The organism is Bradyrhizobium mercantei (assembly GCF_001982635.1).
Classification (GTDB): domain Bacteria; phylum Pseudomonadota; class Alphaproteobacteria; order Rhizobiales; family Xanthobacteraceae; genus Bradyrhizobium; species Bradyrhizobium mercantei.
The window spans coordinates 342,723-363,473 of record NZ_MKFI01000001.1; the positions used below are offsets into that span (position 1 = coordinate 342,723).

The 20,751-nt window shown below is 65.6% G+C and carries 22 protein-coding genes; 11 read left to right on the forward strand and 11 right to left on the reverse strand.

Going from position 1 to position 20,751, the window contains the following annotated elements; translation table 11 throughout:
- Positions 1–75 precede the first annotated feature (75 nt).
- Positions 76–1,281, forward strand: a complete 1,206-nt coding sequence (locus tag BI327_RS01655; protein ID WP_245334684.1) for a serine hydrolase domain-containing protein — start codon at positions 76–78, stop codon at positions 1,279–1,281.
- Positions 1,282–1,473: 192 nt separating this feature from the next.
- Here BI327_RS01655 and BI327_RS01660 read toward each other — a convergent pair whose 3' ends face one another.
- Entirely contained in the window at positions 1,474–2,847 is a 1,374-nt protein-coding gene (locus BI327_RS01660; protein WP_076858044.1) for a PleD family two-component system response regulator, read from the reverse strand.
- A 15-nt stretch (positions 2,848–2,862) separates the two neighbouring features.
- Positions 2,863–3,228, reverse strand: a complete 366-nt coding sequence (locus BI327_RS01665; RefSeq protein ID WP_016845968.1) for a response regulator — start codon at positions 3,226–3,228, stop codon at positions 2,863–2,865.
- A gap of 229 nt (positions 3,229–3,457) precedes the next feature.
- Here BI327_RS01665 and BI327_RS01670 point away from each other — a divergent pair, with 229 nt between their 5' ends.
- Together BI327_RS01670 and BI327_RS01675 are read left to right on the forward strand one after the other, a co-directional pair.
- Positions 3,458–3,757 carry a DUF3572 domain-containing protein gene (locus BI327_RS01670; protein WP_076858046.1) on the forward strand — a complete coding sequence of 100 codons (300 nt, stop codon included), beginning with the start codon at positions 3,458–3,460 and terminating at the stop codon, positions 3,755–3,757.
- Entirely contained in the window at positions 3,736–5,052 is a 1,317-nt protein-coding gene (locus tag BI327_RS01675) for a DNA polymerase IV (RefSeq protein WP_076858048.1), read from the forward strand. Before BI327_RS01670 ends, BI327_RS01675 begins: the two co-directional genes overlap by 22 nt.
- A gap of 121 nt (positions 5,053–5,173) precedes the next feature.
- Here the strand turns inward: BI327_RS01675 and BI327_RS01680 are convergent, their stop codons facing one another.
- Positions 5,174–5,575: a RidA family protein gene (locus BI327_RS01680; protein WP_076858050.1), complete on the reverse strand. Its 402-nt coding sequence runs from the start codon at positions 5,573–5,575 to the stop codon at positions 5,174–5,176.
- 250 nt (positions 5,576–5,825) lie between these two features.
- The gene (locus BI327_RS01685) at positions 5,826–6,692 is read right to left on the reverse strand and encodes a cell envelope integrity EipB family protein (RefSeq protein ID WP_076858052.1); all 867 of its coding nucleotides are present in this window, start codon (positions 6,690–6,692) and stop codon (positions 5,826–5,828) included.
- A 261-nt stretch (positions 6,693–6,953) separates the two neighbouring features.
- On the opposite strand from BI327_RS01685, the gene BI327_RS01690 reads away from it, so the two are divergent.
- The 4 genes from BI327_RS01690 to BI327_RS01705 all read left to right on the forward strand — a co-directional run bounded on the left by BI327_RS01690 (position 6,954) and on the right by BI327_RS01705 (position 10,061).
- Positions 6,954–7,421 carry a RidA family protein gene (locus BI327_RS01690; protein ID WP_016845428.1) on the forward strand — a complete coding sequence of 156 codons (468 nt, stop codon included), beginning with the start codon at positions 6,954–6,956 and terminating at the stop codon, positions 7,419–7,421.
- Between the two features lie 3 nt (positions 7,422–7,424).
- Complete coding sequence (locus BI327_RS01695; protein ID WP_076858054.1) at positions 7,425–8,177, forward strand: glycerophosphodiester phosphodiesterase; 753 nt, start codon at positions 7,425–7,427, stop codon at positions 8,175–8,177.
- A 155-nt stretch (positions 8,178–8,332) separates the two neighbouring features.
- Positions 8,333–9,583 (forward strand): GNAT family N-acetyltransferase, encoded by a 1,251-nt coding sequence (locus tag BI327_RS01700; RefSeq protein WP_076858056.1) that lies wholly within the window; start codon positions 8,333–8,335, stop codon positions 9,581–9,583.
- Between the two features lie 52 nt (positions 9,584–9,635).
- A complete protein-coding gene (locus BI327_RS01705) occupies positions 9,636–10,061 on the forward strand; it encodes an HIT family protein (RefSeq protein ID WP_076858058.1) in 426 nt (141 codons plus the stop codon).
- A gap of 143 nt (positions 10,062–10,204) precedes the next feature.
- On the opposite strand, the gene tsaA is transcribed toward BI327_RS01705, so the two are convergent.
- The 5 genes from tsaA to BI327_RS01730 all read right to left on the reverse strand — a co-directional run bounded on the left by tsaA (position 10,205) and on the right by BI327_RS01730 (position 14,181).
- On the reverse strand, positions 10,205–10,696 hold the full coding sequence (gene tsaA, locus BI327_RS01710; RefSeq protein WP_074128941.1) for a tRNA (N6-threonylcarbamoyladenosine(37)-N6)-methyltransferase TrmO: 492 nt from the start codon (positions 10,694–10,696) through the stop codon (positions 10,205–10,207).
- Positions 10,697–10,699: 3 nt separating this feature from the next.
- Positions 10,700–11,680, reverse strand: coding sequence for a Bug family tripartite tricarboxylate transporter substrate binding protein (locus BI327_RS01715; RefSeq protein WP_076858059.1), 981 nt, complete (start codon positions 11,678–11,680; stop codon positions 10,700–10,702).
- A gap of 61 nt (positions 11,681–11,741) precedes the next feature.
- Positions 11,742–12,086, reverse strand: coding sequence for an AzlD domain-containing protein (locus BI327_RS01720; protein WP_076858061.1), 345 nt, complete (start codon positions 12,084–12,086; stop codon positions 11,742–11,744).
- Complete coding sequence (locus BI327_RS01725; protein WP_076858063.1) at positions 12,083–12,835, reverse strand: AzlC family ABC transporter permease; 753 nt, start codon at positions 12,833–12,835, stop codon at positions 12,083–12,085. The genes BI327_RS01720 and BI327_RS01725 overlap by 4 nt, the downstream gene beginning before the upstream one ends.
- A gap of 203 nt (positions 12,836–13,038) precedes the next feature.
- Positions 13,039–14,181: a lytic transglycosylase domain-containing protein gene (locus tag BI327_RS01730; protein WP_245334685.1), complete on the reverse strand. Its 1,143-nt coding sequence runs from the start codon at positions 14,179–14,181 to the stop codon at positions 13,039–13,041.
- 92 nt (positions 14,182–14,273) lie between these two features.
- Between BI327_RS01730 and BI327_RS01735 the strand changes: the two genes are divergently transcribed.
- Positions 14,274–15,203, forward strand: coding sequence for a glycine/sarcosine/betaine reductase selenoprotein B family protein (locus tag BI327_RS01735; RefSeq protein WP_076858065.1), 930 nt, complete (start codon positions 14,274–14,276; stop codon positions 15,201–15,203).
- 166 nt (positions 15,204–15,369) lie between these two features.
- On the opposite strand, the gene BI327_RS01740 is transcribed toward BI327_RS01735, so the two are convergent.
- Together BI327_RS01740 and BI327_RS01745 are read right to left on the reverse strand one after the other, a co-directional pair.
- Positions 15,370–16,401 carry a phenylacetaldoxime dehydratase family protein gene (locus tag BI327_RS01740; protein WP_076858067.1) on the reverse strand — a complete coding sequence of 344 codons (1,032 nt, stop codon included), beginning with the start codon at positions 16,399–16,401 and terminating at the stop codon, positions 15,370–15,372.
- A 34-nt stretch (positions 16,402–16,435) separates the two neighbouring features.
- Positions 16,436–17,446 carry a carbon-nitrogen hydrolase family protein gene (locus tag BI327_RS01745; RefSeq protein WP_076858069.1) on the reverse strand — a complete coding sequence of 337 codons (1,011 nt, stop codon included), beginning with the start codon at positions 17,444–17,446 and terminating at the stop codon, positions 16,436–16,438.
- Positions 17,447–17,652: 206 nt separating this feature from the next.
- On the opposite strand from BI327_RS01745, the gene BI327_RS01750 reads away from it, so the two are divergent.
- The 3 genes from BI327_RS01750 (at position 17,653) to BI327_RS01760 (ending at position 20,750) form a co-directional block, all read left to right on the forward strand.
- Positions 17,653–18,609 carry an AraC-like ligand-binding domain-containing protein gene (locus BI327_RS01750; RefSeq protein ID WP_076858071.1) on the forward strand — a complete coding sequence of 319 codons (957 nt, stop codon included), beginning with the start codon at positions 17,653–17,655 and terminating at the stop codon, positions 18,607–18,609.
- A 212-nt stretch (positions 18,610–18,821) separates the two neighbouring features.
- Positions 18,822–19,175: a PilZ domain-containing protein gene (locus tag BI327_RS01755; protein WP_076858073.1), complete on the forward strand. Its 354-nt coding sequence runs from the start codon at positions 18,822–18,824 to the stop codon at positions 19,173–19,175.
- Positions 19,176–19,328: 153 nt separating this feature from the next.
- Positions 19,329–20,750, forward strand: coding sequence for an MFS transporter (locus BI327_RS01760; RefSeq protein WP_076858075.1), 1,422 nt, complete (start codon positions 19,329–19,331; stop codon positions 20,748–20,750).
- The last annotated feature ends 1 nt before the right edge of the window (position 20,751 follow it).

Here is a 20,751-nt window from a genome sequence, read left to right on the forward strand (position 1 = left end):
TGGCCGAATGAAATATTCCGTCGCGCGAGATTGCCGACGACCGCGCAAACAGCCCGGCGCAACAGGGGGACGACCATGGAAGATCTGAAGGTGACGGCCACCGGCTACGATTTCGCGCCGGCGCGCGCCGCCATGCAGCGCTATATCGACAACAATCTGCTGTCCGGCATCTCGTCCGCGGTCATGGTCGGCCGCGAGCTGGTCGATGTGTCCTGCGTCGGCTGGGCCGACAAGGAAGCACAGACCCCGCTGCGCACCGACCACATCTTCCGGGTGTTCTCCAACACCAAGCTGATCACCTCCTGCGCGGCGCTGCTGCTGTTCGAGGACGGCCGCTTCCACCTCGACGATCCGATCGAGACCTACATCCCGCAACTCGGAAACCGCAAGGTGCTGCGGCCGGGCGCGACATCGATCGATGACACCGAGCCGGCGCAGAGCTCGATCACCATTCGCCAATTGCTGAGCCACAGCGCCGGCCTGAGCTACGGTTTCTTCGATCCCGGCACCGTCATCTTCAAGGCTCTGAACGAACGCGGCGTGCACAATCCGAACACGACCTTGGCTCAGATGGTCGATGTGCTGGCCGATCTGCCGCTGATCTACCAGCCGGGCACGTCGTGGGAATACTCGCTCGCGATCGACGTGATCGCACGCCTCGTGGAAGTCGTCAGCGGCCAGCGCTTCGACAAGTTTATCAAGGAGCGCATCCTCGATCCGCTCGGCATGGTCGATACCGGCTTCGTCGTTCCCGAACAGGACCAGGGTCGCCTCGTCGCGTATTACGCTGGCGCCGACCTGATGGAGCCGATGAAGCCGGGCCTCACCCGCACCGACAATGCGCCCTTCCCCGGCGCCTATCTGCGTCCGGTCGCACGGCTGAATGGCGGCGGCGGCCTGGTGTCGACACTGCCCGACATGGTCGCGCTGATCCGCAGCCTGCTGCCGGGCGGACCGACGCTGCTGAAGCCGGACACGATTGCAGCGATGATGTCCAACCAGTTGCCCGAAGGCCAATGGATCCGCTTCGCAATGATGGGCGAACAGCCCGGCAAGGCGCACGGGCTTGCCGGCGGCCTGATCCTCACCCCCTCGCCGATCGATCATCCCGATGCGGCCGGTGAGTTCTACTGGGGCGGCGTCGCGGGCACGCAGTGGTGGATTTCGCCCAGAAAAGGCATCGCCGGCGTCATGATGGCGCAGCGCCAGATGGCGTTCGTCCATCCGTTCTCGTTCGAGTTCAAGCGGCTGGCCTATGACGCGGTGAAGCCCAGGCGATAGCATCTGCATCCATGACAAATGCTGTCGTCACCCGCCAACGGGTCGGCGCGAAGCGCCGCCCGATGACAGCTCCAGCGGGTGACCCAGTATTCCAGAGACGGTTCAGCTTGAAACGAGAGGCCGCAGCGTACTGGATACCCCGCATGCGCAGGGTATGACCACCGGTGTTGTGGATGGTGTGAAGCGCGGTCGTTAAGCCGCCGCGGATACCACGCGGTTGCGGCCGTCGTGCTTGGCGCGATAGAGCGCGGTGTCGGCACGCTTCAGCACGTCGGAGACCTGTTCGCCCTTGCGCTCCAAGGTGGTGAGCCCGATCGAGATCGTGACGGTGATCCGCTTGCCGCCCTTGTCGACGGTGAACGGCTCGCCCGCGATCGAGCGGCGCAGCCGCTCGGCGACCATGCCGGCGACATGCAGGTCGGTCTCGGGCATCACGATCACGAACTCCTCGCCGCCGTAACGGCAGGCGAGATCGATGCCGCGGATCGACTTGCGGATGCGAACGGCGAATTCGCGCAGCACGTCGTCGCCGGCATCGTGGCCGTAGGTGTCGTTGATCGCCTTGAAGTAATCGATGTCGAGGATCATCAGCGCCAGCGGCTTGCCGCGGATCGAGGCCTGCTCGGCCAGCGTCGCGAGATGGCTCTCCATGTAGCGCCGGTTATTGAGGCCGGTCAGCGCATCCGTGATCGCCATCTCGATCGAGTTCTGCACATTGTCGCGCAGATGATCGGTATAGCGGCGGCGGCGGATCTGGGTGCGTGCCCGCGCCAGCAGCTCGTTCTTGTCGACGGGCCGCAGCAGATAGTCGTTGACGCCGATCTCGAGCCCGCGCATCAGCCGCGTGTTGTTGTCGGCATCCGATATCGCAAGGATCGGCACCTGACGCGTCCGCTCAAGCGAGCGCGCCTGGCTGCACAGCCGCAGGCCGTCGAAATTGTCGAGGCTGAGCGACACGATCAGCAGGTCGTAATTGCCCTCGGCGGCGTGGAACAGCGCTTCCGACGGATTGGTCTCGACGTCGACGGTGTGCTCAGTGGAGAGGATCGGCGCCAGCTTTTCGTAGGACGACGGACGGTCGTCGACCAGCAGGATGCGCCCACCGGTGCCCTTGTCGGCGATCGCGCTGCGCTCGGGCGCCTGCATGCCGATCTCGAGCGAGGTGATGGCGCGCATGCGCAGCTCATCGGTCATCATCTTCAGCCGCGTCAGCGAGCGCACGCGCGCGATCAGCACGACATCGGACACCGGCTTGGTCAGGAAATCATCGGCGCCGGACTCGAGCCCGCGGACGCGATCGGCCGGACTGTCGAGCGCGGTGACGATGACAACGGGAATGAAATGCGTCGCCGGATTCGACTTCAGGCGACGGCAGACCTCGAAGCCGTCCATGTCGGGCATCATGACGTCGAGCAGGATGATGTCGCATTCCGCGCGCGCGCAGATTTCCAGCGCCTCGGTCCCGTTGGACGCGGTCAGCACATCGAAATATTCGGCCGACAGGCGAGCTTCCAGCAGCTTGACGTTCGCCGGAACATCATCGACGACGAGGATACGCGCGGACATGGCACCACAACTCCCCTATCCGATAAAGCGTCGGACAGTCTCAATAAATTTGCCGACCGAGATCGGCTTGGACAAATAGGCTTCGCAGCCGCCCTCGCGGATGCGTTCTTCGTCGCCCTTCATGGCGAAGGCGGTGACCGCGACCACCGGAATCGTGCGCAGATCGGGATCGTCCTTGATCCAGCGCGTGACCTCGAGGCCGGAAACCTGAGGCAGTTGAATATCCATCAGAATGAGATCGGGGCGCAGTTTGCGGACGAGATCGAGCGCTTCGAAGCCATTGCTGGTGCCCGAAGTCTGATAGCCATGCGCTTCCAACAGATCGCGAAAGAGCTTCATATTAAGCTCGTTGTCCTCCACGATCAGGACGGTTTTGGCCATCCCGTCCCTCCCAGACTTAGGAAACAGGCCCGGCTGCGGCACTTCAAGCACCGCGCTCGGGACGCGTCGAAAATGTGAATTCAAACTAGCGCCAGAATCGCTCTAACCCGTTAACCCGTTAGTCCAACTTCCGCAGCGTGGTTTCCGTTGCTTGAACACATGCGGAAGACTCGGGCATGATGGGCCTCTCAATAGAGACCATAAGTTAACGGAAAGGCAAACCGGCGCGTTGAAAAAGCCTGTTCACAACCCGCGGGAAGTCGCTGAAATCGTTGCGATTCAGGCGCTCGGCTTCATTGCCGGCGATCCCGAGCGGCTGGGTCTGTTCCTGGCCGAAACCGGAATCGGTCCAGAGACGCTGCGGAACGCGGCGTCCAATCCTCAATTTCTGGCGAGCGTGCTCGATTTCGTGATGCGCGACGATGCCACAGTGAAGGCGTTCGCAGCCGCCTCCGAATTGCATCCGACCAACATCGCGGCCGCCCATCAGGCGCTGGGTGATCCGAGATGGGAGCGCGACGTGCCGTGACGACGGCAGCGGCAGCTTCCGACGGCCCCCTCAGTTTCTGCCGAGACTGCCTCGGCGATCTCGACATCAAGGTGAAGCGGTGCAGCCATTGCGGCTCGCCGCGGCTGGTGCGGCATCGCACCCTGCCCGCGCTTTCGCTGGCGCATATCGATTGCGACGCGTTCTACGCCACCGTCGAGAAGCGCGACAATCCTGACATCGCCGACCGCCCCGTCATCATCGGCGGCGGCAAGCGCGGCGTGGTGTCGGCTGCCTGCTACATCGCCCGCACCTATGGCGTCCGCTCGGCGATGCCGATGTTCAAGGCGCTGGAACTCTGCCCCGACGCCACCGTGATCCCGCCGGACATGGCGAAATATGTCCGGGTCGGGCGCGAGGTGCGCCACGCGATGCAGGCGCTGACGCCGCTGGTCGAACCGCTGTCGATCGACGAGGCGTTCCTCGATCTCTCCGGCACGCAGCGCGTCCATGGCATGATCCCGGCCAAGGTGCTCGCTAGGTTCGCCCGCGACGTCGAACGCGACATCGGCATCACGGTGTCGGTCGGGCTGTCCTGCAACAAGTTCCTGGCCAAGATCGCCTCCGACCTCGACAAGCCCAGGGGCTTCGCCACGCTCGACCAGGACGAGGCGCGCGAGATGCTGGCCGGCAAGCCGGTCGGCTTCATCTACGGCGTCGGCCCGGCGACGCAGGAGAAGCTGGTGCAGCGCGGCTTCCGCGTCATCGCCGATTTGCAGCGCGCCGACGAGAACGAGCTGATGAAGCAATTCGCCAGCGAAGGCCGCAGGCTGTGGCGGCTGGCGCGCGGGATCGACGACCGCAGCGTGGTGCCCGACCGCGGCGCCAAGACGATCTCGAGCGAGACCACCTTCGAGACCGACATCCGCGACTTTGCGATCCTGGAAAAGCTGCTCTGGAAGCTGTCGGAGAAGACTTCGGCCCGTCTGAAGAGCAGCGACCTCTCTGGCTGCACCATCACGCTGAAGCTGAAGACCGCGGACTTCCGCCAGCGCACCCGTTCGCAATCGATCCAGACCCCGACCCAATTGGCCGCCAAGATCTTCGCGGTGACGCGCGAGATGCTGGCCAAGGAGATCGACGGCACCGCCTTCCGCCTGATGGGCGCCGGCGTCAGCGCGTTGCGCCCGGGCGCGCAGGCCAACGATTCCGACATGCTCGACCGCCGCTCGGCGCACGCCGAACGCGCGATGGACAATCTGCGCAAGAAGTTCGGCAATGCCGCCGTGATCCGGGGGATTGCGTATGAAGGGCCGGGGAAGAGCGCGGAAGAGTAGGAATTACTCCAGTCTCACCGGCCGTCATTGCGAGCGAAGCGAAGCAATCCATGCTTCGGCATATGCGGAACGATGGATTGCTTCGTCGCTTCGCTCCTCGCAATGACGAAGGTCGTCTGACTCAATCCGCGACCGCAACCGCCTCGATCTCGATCAGCCATTCCGGCGCCGCCAGCGACGTCACGCCGACGAGAGTAGAGGCCGGCGGCTCCATGCCCTCGAAGAAGGCCGAACGTGCCTTGCCGATGATGGGGCGCAACTCCGGTTTGTAGCCGACCACGAAGGTCGTGATCTTGACGATATCCCGGTAACTCGCACCGGCCGCCTTCAGCGCCATGCCGAGGTTCTGCATCACCTGCGTCGTCTGCGCGGCGAGATCGCCGGCGCCGACCACCCGGCCCTCCTCGTCCGTGGACACCTGTCCGGAAATGTAGACCGTGCGCGCACCTGACGCGACGACGACGTGGGAGTAAGCCGGATTGTGATGCAGGCCGCTGGGGCGAAGATGATCGATCTTGCTCATGATGTGCCTCCCTGAAACGCGTGTTTCGGCAAGCGTACTCGGGTCGGACGGTTGAGGCCAGAGCGGTCTCGCGGGGGATTTTTGCTCCGCTGTCGTCCCTGCGAAAGCAGGGACCCATAACCACAGGGAGCAGTTGTCGAAGGCCGCTGCGGCTCCAGCGCTGCACGACAATTACCGGTCGTGGTTATGGATCCCGGGTCGCGCTTCGCTTGCCCGGGACGACGGCGAGTGGGTGGCTATAGCCAGCCCCTTATTTACAAGGCTTGGAATCCCTGACGTCGAACTTGTCCAGCGCGCCGGAGATCACGAAATCGTTGTAATCAAGGACCAGCGCGCGGGAGACGCCGTTTTCGTAGAGCTCGAACGACATCGCATAGACCGGCGTCTGCTCGCCGTCCTTCGCCCGCGCATCGCTGTCGTAATAGCTTACCGTCACCGGCCAGCGCGTCATGGTTTTCATCGCATCGCTCGCCGTCGACGGATCGGGCGATGACGGCGCGCGATCGCCGGCGATCGGCCGGCCGATCACGGTCAGCGTGTTGTAGATTTTCTCGCCATTGTCGGAGCCGTCATAGACGGTCTGCTCGAGCACCGATTTGCCGTCACGGGCGGCAGCGATGATGTGCTGGATCTGCTCGGTCGGGAACACAATCTTGCCGTCGATATTGAACGTCTTCTTCACCGGCTGGGTCAGCTTCACGGTGATATGATCACCGACGCGCTCGGCGATGCCGTCGACCGGGGACGAGTCGCTGTCGTTCATCCGCGTGTCGATCTTGAAGCGGTAGCTCTTGCCCGACGCGTCCTCCCAGGAGCTAGAGCGCAGATCGGACAACGTCACCTTGCCCTCGCCGCTGTCGAGCTCGGACACCTGGCGGAATTCCGAGGTGTAGCCTTCGCAGGAGTTGCCGGAGAAATTGTAGAGGATGCGCCCGCGCGCATCGCTGACCGAGTTGGAGCCGCGCGATTTCACCAGGCTCAGATCATACAGGGCCTGATGCGCGAGAAACGGCCCGCTTGCGGCGGCCGCCGCGGACCCTTGAACCAGTCCGGATCCTGCGGCAACGGCGATCGTGAGCACCAGGGCACGCAACGGAGTCCGAAACGGCAGGGTCATTGTTTTTCCTCGAGGAGGCAGGGATTCGCCACAATAGTGACGGTGGTATTGCGCCGCAACTGGGGCAAGTCTGACAAAATAGTAATCTGCGCGGCGAAAGTGCCGTCATTTTCGGCAGTTTTCCCTGCGATTCCGCAGCTCACGGCGGCATGACGCATGCCGTCCAGTCGCTTGCAACCGGCGGCACGATGCGCGAAACAATCGAAACAAACTCGGCCCTGACCGCGTTTCAGGCTTCGTGCAATCCAATTGGGGAACAAAATGGCGGGTACCGTCGAACAGAAACTGGCGTCACAGGGCATCACACTTCCCGAGCCGACCTCCCCGGTCGCGAACTATGTCCCCTTCGTCCGCAGCGGCAACCTGCTGTTCGTCTCCGGCCAGGTCTGTTTCAACGCCGAAGGCAAGCTGATCGCCAAGGGCAAGCTCGGCGCCGGCGTCACGCTCGAACAGGGCGCCGCTGCCGCGCGCGGCTGCGCGATCAACCTACTGGCGCAGATCAAGGCCGCGCTCGGCGACCTCGACAAGGTCGTGCGCGTGGTGCGGCTCGGCGGCTTCATCAATTCGGCGCCCGATTTCTTCGACGGGCCGAAGGTCCTGAACGGCGCCTCCGACCTGATGGTCGAAGCGTTCGGCGACAAGGGCCGCCATGCCCGCACCACCGTCGGCGTCGCCTCGCTGCCGGCGGATGCCGCGGTCGAAGTCGAAGGCGTCTTCGAAGTCGCCTGATCGATGCGCGCGCCGGATTGGCTGACGAAACGGCCGGTCGCCCATCGCGGCCTGCACGACGCCGCACGCGGCGTCATCGAGAACATGCCGGCCGCGGCCAACGCCGCGGTATCAGGCAATTTCGCGATCGAGTGCGACATCCAGCTCACCGCCGACGGTGAGGCGATGGTGCATCACGACGATGCACTCGGCCGCCTCACCGAGGGGTCGGGCCTGCTGGCGACCAAGACGGCGGCCGAGCTCAAGGCGGTCAGGTTCAAGGACACCGCCGAGCAGATGATGACGCTCGGCGATCTCTGCACGCTGGTCGCCGGCCGCGTTCCGCTGGTGGTCGAGGTGAAGAGCCATTTCGATGGCGACCGCAGTCTGGTGCGCCGGATGGCCGAGGTGCTGTCGTCCTATTCCGGCCCTGTTGTCGGCATGTCGTTCGATCCCGATCAGGTGCTGGCGCTGCGCGAGATCATGCCGAACCTGCCGCGCGGCATCACCGCCCAGCGCAGCTATGACGACGGCCATTGGGACAAGCTGAGCCCGGCGCAGCGCGACGGCATGCTGTATCTGCGCCACGGCTTCAAGACCGAGCCGCATTTCGTTGCTTTCTGGGTCAACCAGCTCCCGGCGCCGGCGCCCTGGATCGCCCGCAACGTGTTCGGCTGCCCGCTTTTGGCCTGGACCGTGCGGACCGCGGAACAGCGTAAACGCGCGGCGCGCTACGCCGACCAGATGATTTTCGAGGGGTTTGTGCCGGGAACCTGAGATGTCACCGGCAGCCTTGAACTCGTCGCTGCGACGCACGATGTTGTCGGAGGTTGGTCGTCATCGCCGATGGCGGAATGCGGAGCATGATCCGGAAGTGGAGCCAGCTGTTCCGGAAAGATCATGCTCAAACGAGGCACCGGTCTTCATTCTCGATGGCGTCTTCTGAAATCACCTTAGAGGCTGTAGCTGACATCGGCGCCGTACCGGCGGCCGAATGGGATGCCTGCGCCAATCCGAAGGCGGGCGCCAGCAGCATCCATGACCTCGACACCCTGGCCTCGCCCGGTTCCGCAGGCGACTGTCAGACCGCCGCAAGTTCGAGCTATAACCCATTCGTTTCCCATGCCTTTTTTGCCGCTGCCGAAGCCTCCAATTCGGCCTGCCCGCGGACCGGCTGGGGGCCACGGCATCTGATCGCAAAGCTCGATGGCCGGATCGCCGGCGTCGTGCCCTGCTATCTGAAATCGCACTCGCAGGGCGAATACGTGTTCGACCGCGGCTGGGCCGAGGCCTATCACCGCGCCGGCGGCAGCTACTATCCGAAGCTCCAGGTCTCCGTCCCCTTCACGCCCGCGACCGGGCCGCGGCTCCTGATCCGCGACGGTGTCGACCGCGAGGTGATCGGCTCGGCGCTGGTGCGGGGCCTGCGCGCGCTCTGCAACGCCACTGAGGCCTCCTCCGTGCACGTCACCTTTGCCCGCGAGGACGAGGCCAAGTTCCTCGGCGCGCACGGTTTCCTGCAGCGGACCGACCAGCAGTTCCACTGGCACAATGAGGGCTACAAGACCTTCGACGATTTCCTCGGCTCGCTGAACTCGCGCCACCGCAAGGGCATCAAGCGCGAGCGCCGCGAGGCTCTAGCCGCCGGGATCACCATCCACTGGCTGACCGGCTCCGACATCACCGAAGACGCCTGGGACGCGTTCTTCGAGTTCTACATGGAGACCGGCTCGCGCAAATGGGGCCGGCCGTATCTGACCCGGCAATTCTTCTCGCTGATCGGCGAGAGCATGGCCCGCGACGTGCTGCTCGTCATGGCCAAGCGCAACGGCCGCTGGATCGCGGGCGCCATCAACTTCATCGGCTCGGACACGCTGTTCGGCCGGAACTGGGGCGCGATCGAGCATCACCCGTTCCTGCATTTCGAGGTCTGCTACTATCAGGCGATCGATTTCGCGGTTCAGCGCGGGCTCAAGGTGGTCGAGGCCGGCGCGCAGGGCGAGCACAAGCTGGCGCGCGGCTACCTGCCGCAGACCACTTACTCGGCGCATTTCATCGCCGATCCCGGCTTGCGCCGGGCGATCGCCGATTACCTCAAGCGCGAGCGTGATTATGTCGCCGAGGTCGGCCGCGAGCTCGCCGAGGCCGGTCCGTTCCGGAAGACCGTCGACGACGACGCTTGACGTTTGGGCCGCGACCTAGACATTAGCGCAATAAAATTGAGGAGACGCCGCCATGCCCGCCGCCTACGACAACAACAACCCCTTCGCAAAAATCCTGCGCGGCGAGTTTCCCTGCTACAAGGTCTATGAGAACGAGCACGTGCTCGCTTTCCTCGACATCATGCCGCGCTCGCCCGGGCATACGCTCGTCATCCCGAAGGCCCCTGCCCGCAACATCCTCGACATCACGCCCGACGACTACGCCCATGTCGCGCGCGCGGCGCACAAGATCGCGGCCGCCAGCATGAAGGCGTTCGAGGCCGACGGCATCACCGTGCAGCAATTCAACGAGCCGGCCGGCGGCCAGGTGGTTTTCCACCTCCACATGCATGTGATGCCGCGCAAGGACGGCGTCGCGCTGCTGCCGCCCGCGAGCCACAAGGAAGACGGCAAGGTGCTCGAGGCAAACGCGGCGAAGCTGATCGCGGCGCTGAAGTAGCGGCCTCTCCTCGTCATTGCGAGCCACCCGGTCGGCGCGGAGCGCCGCCGGATGACAGGCTCCGCGAAGTAATCCATCGTTCGGCGCATGCGGAACGATGGATTGCTTCGTCGCTTCGCTCCTCGCAATGACAACCGAGAGGTTCACTCCGTCTCGAAATCCCCCGCTTGCGGCGGGGCCAGCGGGGTGAACTCGCAGCGGTCGGGCTTGACATCGATCAGCGGCGTCTCGTCGAGGCAGTCGAGGCCGCGCACCAGGATGACGTTGCCCTCGACGCCGACCAGCTTGACGATCGAAGTGCCGATCGGGTTCGGCCGCACCGGCGAGCGCAGCGAGAAGGTGCCGCGGGTGTTGCCGTTATTCTTCGGACTTTGCAGCACGATGTCGCGGCGCGACTGGTGCAGCCAGTACAACACTTCGAGATTGCTGTAGAAATCGACACCCTTGATCGCCGCGACCCAGGGCTCGAAAATCTCGAGCCGGCACACCGGGCCGTCGTGCCGCCCCTGCCGCGGCGTCGCCAGCCGCGAGGTCCAGGGCGTGCGGATGCGGCCGATGAAGACGAGCCCGGCATCGCGCGCCGTCGGCATGTCGACGGCGACCTCGCCCTGGCGCAATTCCATTTCACGTACCATGTGTCAGTCCAGCGATATGTTGAGCGCCTTGACCACGCCCGCCCACCGCGCGCGATCGGTATCCACGAACTTGTCGATCTCGGCCTGGCTCTTCGCGCGCAGCGGCGGAAAACCGATCTTGACCAGCGAAGCGCGGAACGCCTCGTCGTTCAAGGCCCGGTCCAGGCTCGCCTTGATCTTAGCGGCGACGTCGTCAGGCACTTTCGACGGCGCTGCAATACCATACCAGACGCTGACCGCATAATCGGGATAGCCGCTCTCGGCAATCGTCGGCAGATCGGGCAAGTCGGGGATACGCTCGGTCGAACTGACGCCGAGCGCGCGCAGCATGCCTGATTTGACCGGCGGCAGCGCGGTGCCGAGCGTGTCGAACATCAGCTGGATATTGTCGGACAGCAAATCCTGCAACGCGGGTCCGGCGCCCTTGTAGGGCACGTGGGTCATCTCGACGCCGGCCATCTGCTTGAACATCTCGCCGGCGAGATGGACCGTGCCGCCGGTGCCGGCCGATCCGAAATTGAGCTTGCCGGGATTCTTCTTCGCATAGGCGACGAACTCCGCGATCGTCTTGGCCGGAACCGACGGATGCACCTCCATGATCATCGGCGCATCCGTGATCACGGACAGCAGGCGGAAATCCCTCGTGGGATCGTAGGGCAGCTTCTTGTAGAGCAGCGGGTTGAGCACGAAGATCGAGGCCGCCGTCACGAACAGCGTGTAGCCGTCGGGATCGGAGCGCGCCACGGCCTCGGCGCCGATCGCGCCCTGCGCGCCGGCCTTGTTCTCGACCACGACCACCTGCTTGAGATCGCGCCCGAGATATTCGCCGACGATGCGGCCGAGCACATCTGTCGGCCCGCCCGCGGCATAGGGCACCACGAGCTTGATCGGACGCGCCGGATAGTCGGCCGCGCGCGCAGGCTGCGCCGCCGCCAGCAACGCCGTCAGAGCAACAATGAATAGCGATGATGCGCGCCGCTGCATGCCGTTTCCCCGTTGTCTTGTTGTTGGGGAACGAGAGTAGCGGATAATGCGGTCGCCGCAATCAGCCGAGCCAGTATTTGCCTGCGATCATGACGACCTCGCCCACGATCACGCCGGCGAAGATCGATTTCCGCGCCAGCATGAACGCCACGAAGCCTGCGACAACCGAACTGTAACGCAGCCAGTCCGGCACGCTGGCCAGCGCGCCCGGCGGCTGCACCACGATCTGCGCGATGATCCCGGCGAGGATCGCGGTGGCGACCGCCCTCACCCAGACCAGCAGTTCCGAATTCTCGTCGATGCCGCCGCCGAACCAGAGGCCGAGCATGCGCCAGATCTGGTTGGGGATGACGCCCGCCACGAACAGGATTGCGAGCGCGTGCCAGTCGCCGATGAAGGTGCTCATGCGCGCGCCCTCACCGTCCCCGCCCGCGCCCGGTGCACGCCATAGGCGATGGTTCCGGCGACGACGCCGCTGACCAGGATGTCGACGCCGCTGTTGAGCATCGCCGCCAGCGGGAACAGCAGGAGCCCGAGCACCAGCGCGATGACATCGGCGAGCTCGCGGCAGTTGCGCGCAGTGGAGAACAGGAAGGCGAGCGGCGTCAGCATCAGCATGCCGGCGGCCAATAGCGGCGTGAGATTGGCCGCAAGCGTGTAGCCGATCGTGTTGGCGATCAGGCAGACCGAGACCAGCCCCAGGCCGAGCCCGTGGATGAAGGCGATGCGACGGTTACGCGGCACCTGCGGCAGAAAGCGGTAGCATTCGACCCACAGCGTCACTGCGGTGAGATGCGCCACCAAGATCAGATGCCGACGTTTTGTCTGTTCGGTGCGCATCAACGGCAGCACTGAGACCACCATCGGGAACAGCCGGATTGCGCTGACGGTGACCGCGATCGCCGATTGCAGCACGGTGGCGCCGGAGCCGAGCGTCGTGATCACGATGATCTGCGCAGGCCCCGCCCAGACGAACGCCGTGCTCGCCAGCGTCCAGCCCAGCGAGAAGCCGCTATCATGCGCCAGCGCACCGATCCCGAGATAGGTCGCAAACAGCACCAGCGTCAGCACGGTCGCGCCGATCGACCGCGCGCCCCACAGGAAGGCGCGGAACGAGGTCTGCCACTGCGGGGAATCGAGCGGAGGAAGCGCCACGGTGAACCGGATGGTTTTGCAATGGTGGCGGATTAGGGCGGCACGAAACCACGGTCAAGCGAATGGCAGCACAGCGCTGGTATGCGGCAGTGGTGCCCCAGCCGTCATTGCGAGCGAAGCAAAGCAATCCACGCTTCCACATGCGCGGACGGATGGATTGCTTCGTCGCTGCGCTCCTCGCAATGACGCGGTGGGCCTTCCCCTCACGCCCTGTTCTTGAGCACAAAACACGCCCCGCCCGCCTTGCGGATGCGGTTGCACAGGCCGTCGGCCTCGGGGCGCGTGTCGGCGCCGATGCGCACCTGGTAGAACGTCGCGCTGCCGCGGGTGCGCAGCCGCGAGCTGAGCAGGCTCGGGTCCTGGTCGCCGATCACGTTCGACAACCGCTTCATGGCGCGGGCATACATCGCGAGCGCCTTGTCGCGGTTGAAGCCGGCGGCGAGTTGCACGCCCCAGACCTTGGCCGCCGACAGCGTGATGTGCTGCTCGAGCTCAGCCACGAACGGATTGGGCGCGCGCTTCAAGAGCGCCATCAGCTCGCGGCAGCTCTGGGCCGGCGCGCGCTGTGGCATCTTGCCGTTGTTGCGGGCGGCAGCGGCCCAGTCGTCGACGCTCGAGCCGGTGATCGCCGAGACATAATTGCGCGTCTCCTGCGGCATGTATCCGGTGCCGGCGAGCCAGTCCTGCACCCGGCGCGGGCCGGCATTGTAGGCGGCGGCCGCGAGGCCGAGATTGCCGAACTGGTTGCGCAGCTCGCTGAGGAATTCGGCCGACTTCGGCAGCGCCTGCACCGGATTGAACGGATCAAGCAATCCGCGCTCGTTGGCGGTGCCCGGCATGAATTGCGCGATCCCCTGCGCGCGCTGGCCGTTGCGGGTCACCGGACCAACCGCGTCGGCCTGGAAGCGGCTCTCCTGCCAGATCACCCGCGCGAAGAATTCGAGCGGCAAGTCGTTCGCCCGTGCTGCCGACTCGATCATCAGGCACATCGCCTCGCGGGTGTCGCTCTCACGCGCGTCGTCGGCGGGCTTGTCGGTCGCGGGCTTGTTGATCTCGGCCGCGGGTTTCCCAGGCGGGTCGCCCGGTGCCGCAGCAGGCTTGTCGGCAGGCGCCGCGGGGGCGTCCGCTGGAGGCGCAGCAGGTTTCTCGGCCTGCGTGCCCGGAGGCGTCGCAGGCTGCTCCGCAGGCGCCTCCGCGGGTTTCTCGGCGGGCTTGTCCGAAGGCGGCGTTGCGGGCCGCTCGGCGCCTGGCGGCGTCGCCGGGGCCGCGGCAGGCGCATCTTCGGCGCCGGCCGGCGGCACCAGCAGCACAAGCAGGACCATTGCGGCGCAAAGACCTGTTCGCATGGCAAATCTGTTCCCGCGCTGGCGCGGCTTGACACCGCAAGCTCGTGGTCTAGCTATGGACTGAAATGATGGCGCGCAAAAGGGAGCGCAAAATGGCCGCAGCGTCCGACGATCAAACCGGCTTTGCCCCCGACGATGACGCCCCGATCGGCTACATGAAGCGGACCCGCGATTATTACGCGGCGATCGGCTACACCACCCCCTACCGCTGGGCGCATTACACCGCCGCCCCGTTCGAGCCGCTGACGAAGCCGCTGAACCAGTCCCGCGTCGCCCTCATCACGACAGCGGCGCCGTTCGACCCCGCCAAAGGCGACCAGGGCCCCGGCGCGAAATACAATGGCGGGGCAAAATTCTATTCGGTCTATGACGGCGACACGTCAGCGCAGCACGATCTGCGGATTTCGCACATCGCCTATGACCGCACCCACACCACGGCGACCGACAGCGGCACCTGGTTCCCGCTGGCGCAACTCAAGCGGCTCGCCGCGGCCGGCACGATCGGCGACGTCGCTCCGCGCTTCTTCGGTGCGCCGACCAACCGCAGCCACCGCGTCACCATCGAGACCGACGCCCCCGAAATCCTCAAGCGCTGCCGTGACGACAAGGTTGACGCCGCGGTGCTGGTGCCGAACTGCCCGGTCTGCCACCAGACCGTCAGCCTGGTCGCGCGGCACCTCGAGGCCAACGGCATCTCCACCGTCGTGATGGGCTGCGCCAAGGACATCGTCGAGCACGCCGCAGTGCCGCGCTTCCTGTTCTCGGATTTCCCGCTCGGCAATGCCGCCGGCAAGCCGCACGACGAGGCCTCCCAGGCCTTCACGCTGGAGCTCGCGCTGCGCGTGCTGGAGTCCGCCCCCGGTCCGCAGACCACCGTGCAGTCGCCGCTGCGCTGGAGCGAGGATGCCTCTTGGAAGCGCGACTACAGCAACGCCGACGCGCTGAGCGCCGACGAGCTGGCAAGGCTGCGGCGGGAATTCGACGCACAGAAGGAAATCGCGAAGGGCCTGCGCGTCGCTTAAGGCAGACCGAGCATTCAGCACCATCGCTTTCCAAACCGACAGTGTCGTCGCCCGGCTCGACCGGGCGATCCAGTATTCCAGAGACACCAGTCAGTCACGGAGAAGCCGCAGCGTACTGGGTCCCCCGGTCAAGCCGGGGGACGACAAGTGTGCAAGCCGCTTACGCTCACTGCACCGCGCCCAGCATGCCGGTCCGCTCGTGGCAGCCGAGATATTCGAAGAACTGCTCGTCGGCGGCGGCGACCGTGACCTCGTGATACAGCCTGAGCTTTGCGCTCGGCCCCAACGTCGACAGATATTTCATCGCCGCGCCAAAAATCCTGACATGGGTCGGATGCGATTCCGCCCAGCGCTCCAGCGCGGCCAGGCTCTTCCACCAGCTTTGGCCGTAGGATTTTTCGGTCGGCCTCCCCTGCGCATCGACCACGCGCATGTAGCGGTTGGCGTAGCAGCCGATGGGCAGGCCGTCGTCGCGCAGGAAATCCATGCCCTCACGCAGCACCGGCTCGACATCGTCGAGATACATCTTGCGCTCCGAGGCCTCGGTGTCGCTCCAGTCCTGACCAGAGCGGATCAGGCAGAGATTGTCATGTGCCACGACGCGGATCCGCGCACCATCGCGGATCACGCGCGGCTCGCCGCCCGGCGTCATCGCGTCGGTCTGTGAGAGCGGGATGCGGTCGCGCATGCCGCCCCAATAGGCGTGCTCCTGCACCTCGGCGCTCATGCCTTCGGCAAGCACCGCGACGCCCTCCGGGCGCCCGAGCGACGAGAACAGCGTCTCGTAACGCGCCACATGCGGCCGCAGCACCTCGATGAAGCGGCCGACGCCAGCGCTGACGCCAGCGCCGGTCCAGGCCTCGCGTGCGCCGTCGAACCAGGCATCGAAACGCCCGGCGTCGTCCCAATAGGCAACCGAGACGACGTTGGTGAACCCGGCCTGGTCGACATATTGCGCGCGGTCCCAATGCGTCGGCCCGTTGTCGCCACCAAACCGGTTTGCGATCTGCGTCAGCGCATCGGTCACGGCGGCAGTCGGCTCGCCGCGAAACTGCACGCCGAAATAGGCCATGATGACGCTTGCGACCGCGGGCTTGTGGCGCGCGACGAAGGATGGATAAGGCGGCGCGTAGTCATCGGGTACGCGCCGATGACGGGAGCGCTCGGTCTGCAAATGAGGGGGAATCGCGGATTCCATGGCAGTCGCCTCCGGTTCGATTTGGCTGATGCACTCAGCTCGCGGCCGCGTCGATCTCCTCGAAACTGTCGAGCGGCAGTGCGAAATGCTCGACGCGCTTCGAGGGCTTCTTGTTCAGCAGCAGGCGCGTGACGTCAGGCCGCGAATAGTGGCCGGCCGGATCGGCGGCGTTCTTGGCGATCCCGATCGCACCGAGATCGATGTCGGCGAGCAGCAGCCCTTCCTGCTCCGGCGGCAGCTTCTCGGCGATCGAACTGCCGTCCGGCCCGTAGATCGCGGCGTGTCCGCCGCCGACATGCAGCAGCGCGTGCTTGTCGTCGCGGTCGCACATCTCGTCGACCATCGCCTGCGAGACCGTGGCGCACGGCGCCAGCACGAAGCACGAGCCCTCGACTGCATAGACGCGGGAGGCCGCGTTGTTGACCTCCCAGCCGAGCGCCGGCGCGAACGGATCGTACAGCGAGAAGCTCGGCCAGGCCGCGACATGCACCTGCTCGTTCTGGGCATACATCGCGTATTTCGACAGCGGTTGCAGGTGCTCCCAGCAGCACAGCGCGCCAAGGCGGCCGATGCCGGGGCGGTCATGCACCGCAAGGTCGCTGCCGTCGCCCTCGCCGTACACGGTGCGCTCGGCGTGAGTCGGCCGCAGCTTGCGCCGCTTGGCGATGGTCTCGCCGTCGGGTCCGATCAGCCATTGCGCGAGATAGAGGCTGCCGCCGTCGCGTTCGGACAGCCCGAGCACCGCGGTCATTCCGGCCTGCTTCACCGCGAGCCGCAGCTTCTCGGCCTGCGGGCTGTCGTAGGACAGGGAATTGTCGAAATAGCGCTGCACGAAACCGCGCCCGATCGCCCAGGCCGGCGAGTCCAGCCAGATGTACCAGGGATAGCCGGGGATAAAAGCCTCGGGGAATGCGATCAGTTTCGCCCCCTTGGCGGCGGCCTCCTCGATCAGCGCGATCGACTTGGCGATGGAGGCGTCGAGGTCGAGCCAGGCCGGCGCCGCCTGCACCACCGCAACGCGATATTTCGGGTGTTCGATGCCCATGATGTCCTCCTCGTGCCGGCATCCCGGCCGGTTCGTGCTTGATCGGCCATGGCGGCCTCTGACATCATGCTGCCCCGGGACCGGGACCGCCGTTCGACCAGGACGGAAGGAAAATTCGACTGCCGAGGAGATGCCCCCAGCCGCCCCCGGTACAAAGCTTGCTTTGTTTGCGTGGCCAGCGTTTGCACTCGTGAAGGGAGGAAATCATGCCGGCCCTGTTCACCACGGAAGACGCGCCCACGCATCGGCGGCTGGCGCTCTGGCAGGACATCGTCTGCGACGTGTTCGTGCAGCTCGACTGCAAGTCCGAGCTCGGCACAGCCTTTCACGGCGCCATCACCAGCGCGCAGCTGGGTCCGGCGAAGTGCTCGATCGTCTCGTCGGGCCAGCAGCGCGTGCTGCGCACACCGTCGCGGATCGCACGCGCCAGCGAGGATTTTGTTCTGTTCGCGCTCGGCCGAAGCGGCTCGGGCGGCGTGGTGCAGGACGGCCGCGAGACCGTGATCCGGCCCGGCGAGTTCGCATTCTACGACACCACGCGGCCCTATGAGCTGCGCTTCAACGACGACTTCACGCAGACCATCTTCCAGGTGCCGCGCGCGATGCTGCACCGGCGCTTTGCCGGCACCCAGGGCCTCACCGCGACCACGTTCACGTCGGATCGTCCGGTGCAGCGGCTCGCCTACCAGTTCATCAGCGGACTTTCCGACATCGCCGACAGGCTCGATCCCGACAATGCGATCCGCCTCGCCGATCAGGCCGCGGACCTGCTCGCGATGGCGATGAGCGAGCGGCTCAGCGGCGTGGCGCTGCCGGCGTCGACCCACCGCTCCGCGCTCCTGTACCGGCTGAAGGCGCATGTGCTCGCGCATCTGCCGAACCCCGAGCTCGGCCTCACCGAGACCGCCGCAGCCCTCGGCATCTCACCGCGCTACGTCAACAGCCTCTTGGCCGATGAGGACACCTCGTTCCAGCGCTTCGTGCTGGCGCAGCGGCTCGAGCGCTGCAAGCGCGACCTCGCCTCGCCGGCCCATGCGCATCGCCATATCGGCGAGATCGCGTTCGCCTGGGGCTTCAACGATCTCTCGCATTTCGGCCGCGTGTTCCGCGACCATTACGGCCTGTCGCCGCGCGACTGGCGGCAGAGCCGGCTGCCGAACTGACGCGGCTTCGCGCGGAGCGGCGGATACCGGTTCGCACAACGAAAACGCTTCAAAAGCAAGCTCCCAAGGGTGATTTGCGGCGCAAAATAGCCGTGAATCCGGACCTGCACAGATGCAAAAATTTACACTAACTCCAACCGGTTCCCCCGATACCCTTCTTTTCGCTGAGGCGGAACGGTACAGTCCTGCCGTTCATTGTTGGAGGATTTCCCATGCAGGACCGGCGCCAGCGCGCTCGCGACAAGGTGTTTTACGGTGCGGTTGCGGAGATCAACGAGCGCGGCTCGACGATGGATTGCGTCGTCCGCAATATCAGCGAAGGCGGCGCCTGCGTTGAATTCGGCGACGCCACCCGTTTGCCCGAAGAGATGAATCTTAACATCGCACGCAAGGGCCGCTCGTTCCTGGCGCGCCTGATCTGGCGGCAGGCCAACAAGGTTGGCCTCGCCTTCCGGATCATGACCTCGGACACCCCGGTCAGCGACCTCGACGAGCGGGTCCGCCGCAGCGAGATCAAGAAGCGGCAGTTGCAGCGCCGGATCAAGGAACTGCTCGGCCAGGGCTGACGATCAAGGCTAACAATCGAGGCTGAGCCGCTTTGCGCGGCTCCCAGCCATCGTTTTGATCGCGGCCGGCATCCGGCATTCGGGGTTGCAAACGCGGGGCTAATCCAGCATGCGGTAGGCCCGCAACGCCGGAACCGAGAGCCCCTCCACGACATGTCGTCCGCGATTATTGAGCATCCCGACGGGCTGCCGCAGCCGCAGCGCAATTGGGCCATTCTCACGATCGCACTCGGCCTCGTCATGGCCGTCGTCGACGGCTCGATCGCCAATGTCGCGCTGCCGACCATCGCGCGGGATCTCAACGCCAGCCCGGCGTTCTCGATCTGGATCGTCAACGGCTATCAGCTGGCGATCACGATCTCGCTGCTGCCACTGGCTTCGCTCGGCGAAATCATCGGCTATCGCCGCGTCTATCTGGCGGGACTGCTGCTGTTCACGCTGGCCTCGCTGTTCTGCGCGCTGTCGCACACGCTGCCGCTGCTGACGGTTGCCCGCATCCTGCAAGGGTTTGGCGCAGCCGGCATCCTCAGCGTCAACACCGCGCTGGTCCGCTTCATCTACCCGCATTCCCAACTCGGCCGCGGCATCGGCGTCAACGCGCTGGTCGTCGCCATCTCGGCCGCGGCCGGCCCGACCATCGCTTCGTTCATCCTGGCGGTCGGGACCTGGCCCTATCTGTTCGCCATCAACGTCCCGCTCGGCATCGTCACCCTGGCGCTGGGCTGGCGCTTCCTGCCGCACACCAGGCCCGCGGTTCACGCCTTCGATTGGCAAAGCGCCGCCATGAGCGCGATCGCATTCGGGTTCGGCATCAGCGCGATCGACAGCGCCGGCCATGGCGAGGCGCTGTATGTCTGCGCACTGGAATTCGCGGTTGCCGCGGTCGCCTCGCATTTACTGTACCGGCGCCAGCATCTCCTGCCCTCGCCGCTGCTGCCGGTCGACCTGTTGCGGATTCCGATCTTCGCGCTCTCGATCGGCACCTCGATCGCCTCGTTCTGCGGCCAGATGCTGGCCTTCGTCGCGATGCCGTTCTATCTGGAAAACCACTTCGGATATTCGGCGGTGCAGATCGGCCTGTTGATCACGCCGTGGCCGATCGCGGTCGCGTTCGCCGCGCCGATTGCCGGCTGGCTGGTCGAGCGCTATCCGGCCGGGCTGCTCGGCGGCATCGGCCTGCTGATCTTCGCGACCGGATTGGGCTCGCTAGCGCTGATGCCGGCCAACGCGGCACCGATCGACGTGATCTGGCGCATGGCGCTCGCCGGCGCGGGCTTCGGCCTGTTCCAGACCCCGAACAACCGCACCATGATCGCCGCCGCTCCGCGCGAGCGCTCGGGTGGCGCCAGCGGCATGCTGGGCACCGCGCGGCTGCTCGGACAGACCATCGGCGCTGCCTTGGTGGCGCTGCTGCTGGCGCGCTATCCAGCCGACGGCACAAGGATCTCGCTGATGGTCGGCGTCGGCTTCGCCGTCGTGGGCGCCCTCCTCAGCACGCTGCGGCTGTCCTCCGCCGGCAGCCGCGGCGCCGAGCGGGTGCGGGTCCAAGAGGGGCAGCGGCTCAAGGGCGAGTGAG

Excerpts from the sequence above, each read along its gene's own strand:
- BI327_RS01720 (WP_076858061.1), bottom strand. The coding sequence starts at position 12,086 with ATGAGCACCTTCATCGGCGACTGGCACGCGCTCGCAATCCTGTTCGTG.
- BI327_RS01680 (WP_076858050.1), bottom strand. The coding sequence starts at position 5,575 with ATGAGCAAGATCGATCATCTTCGCCCCAGCGGCCTGCATCACAATCCG.
- BI327_RS01750 (WP_076858071.1), top strand. The coding sequence starts at position 17,653 with ATGCCGGCCCTGTTCACCACGGAAGACGCGCCCACGCATCGGCGGCTG.
- BI327_RS01665 (WP_016845968.1), bottom strand. The coding sequence starts at position 3,228 with ATGGCCAAAACCGTCCTGATCGTGGAGGACAACGAGCTTAATATGAAG.
- BI327_RS01690 (WP_016845428.1), top strand. The coding sequence starts at position 6,954 with ATGGCGGGTACCGTCGAACAGAAACTGGCGTCACAGGGCATCACACTT.
- BI327_RS01760 (WP_076858075.1), top strand. The coding sequence starts at position 19,329 with ATGTCGTCCGCGATTATTGAGCATCCCGACGGGCTGCCGCAGCCGCAG.
- BI327_RS01655 (WP_245334684.1), top strand. The coding sequence starts at position 76 with ATGGAAGATCTGAAGGTGACGGCCACCGGCTACGATTTCGCGCCGGCG.
- BI327_RS01695 (WP_076858054.1), top strand. The coding sequence starts at position 7,425 with ATGCGCGCGCCGGATTGGCTGACGAAACGGCCGGTCGCCCATCGCGGC.
- BI327_RS01660 (WP_076858044.1), bottom strand. The coding sequence starts at position 2,847 with ATGTCCGCGCGTATCCTCGTCGTCGATGATGTTCCGGCGAACGTCAAG.
- BI327_RS01705 (WP_076858058.1), top strand. The coding sequence starts at position 9,636 with ATGCCCGCCGCCTACGACAACAACAACCCCTTCGCAAAAATCCTGCGC.
- BI327_RS01740 (WP_076858067.1), bottom strand. The coding sequence starts at position 16,401 with ATGGAATCCGCGATTCCCCCTCATTTGCAGACCGAGCGCTCCCGTCAT.
- BI327_RS01735 (WP_076858065.1), top strand. The coding sequence starts at position 14,274 with ATGGCCGCAGCGTCCGACGATCAAACCGGCTTTGCCCCCGACGATGAC.
- BI327_RS01730 (WP_245334685.1), bottom strand. The coding sequence starts at position 14,181 with ATGCGAACAGGTCTTTGCGCCGCAATGGTCCTGCTTGTGCTGCTGGTG.
- BI327_RS01715 (WP_076858059.1), bottom strand. The coding sequence starts at position 11,680 with ATGCAGCGGCGCGCATCATCGCTATTCATTGTTGCTCTGACGGCGTTG.
- BI327_RS01685 (WP_076858052.1), bottom strand. The coding sequence starts at position 6,692 with ATGACCCTGCCGTTTCGGACTCCGTTGCGTGCCCTGGTGCTCACGATC.
- BI327_RS01755 (WP_076858073.1), top strand. The coding sequence starts at position 18,822 with ATGCAGGACCGGCGCCAGCGCGCTCGCGACAAGGTGTTTTACGGTGCG.
- tsaA (WP_074128941.1), bottom strand. The coding sequence starts at position 10,696 with ATGGTACGTGAAATGGAATTGCGCCAGGGCGAGGTCGCCGTCGACATG.
- BI327_RS01745 (WP_076858069.1), bottom strand. The coding sequence starts at position 17,446 with ATGGGCATCGAACACCCGAAATATCGCGTTGCGGTGGTGCAGGCGGCG.
- BI327_RS01675 (WP_076858048.1), top strand. The coding sequence starts at position 3,736 with ATGGGAGCGCGACGTGCCGTGACGACGGCAGCGGCAGCTTCCGACGGC.
- BI327_RS01700 (WP_076858056.1), top strand. The coding sequence starts at position 8,333 with ATGGCGTCTTCTGAAATCACCTTAGAGGCTGTAGCTGACATCGGCGCC.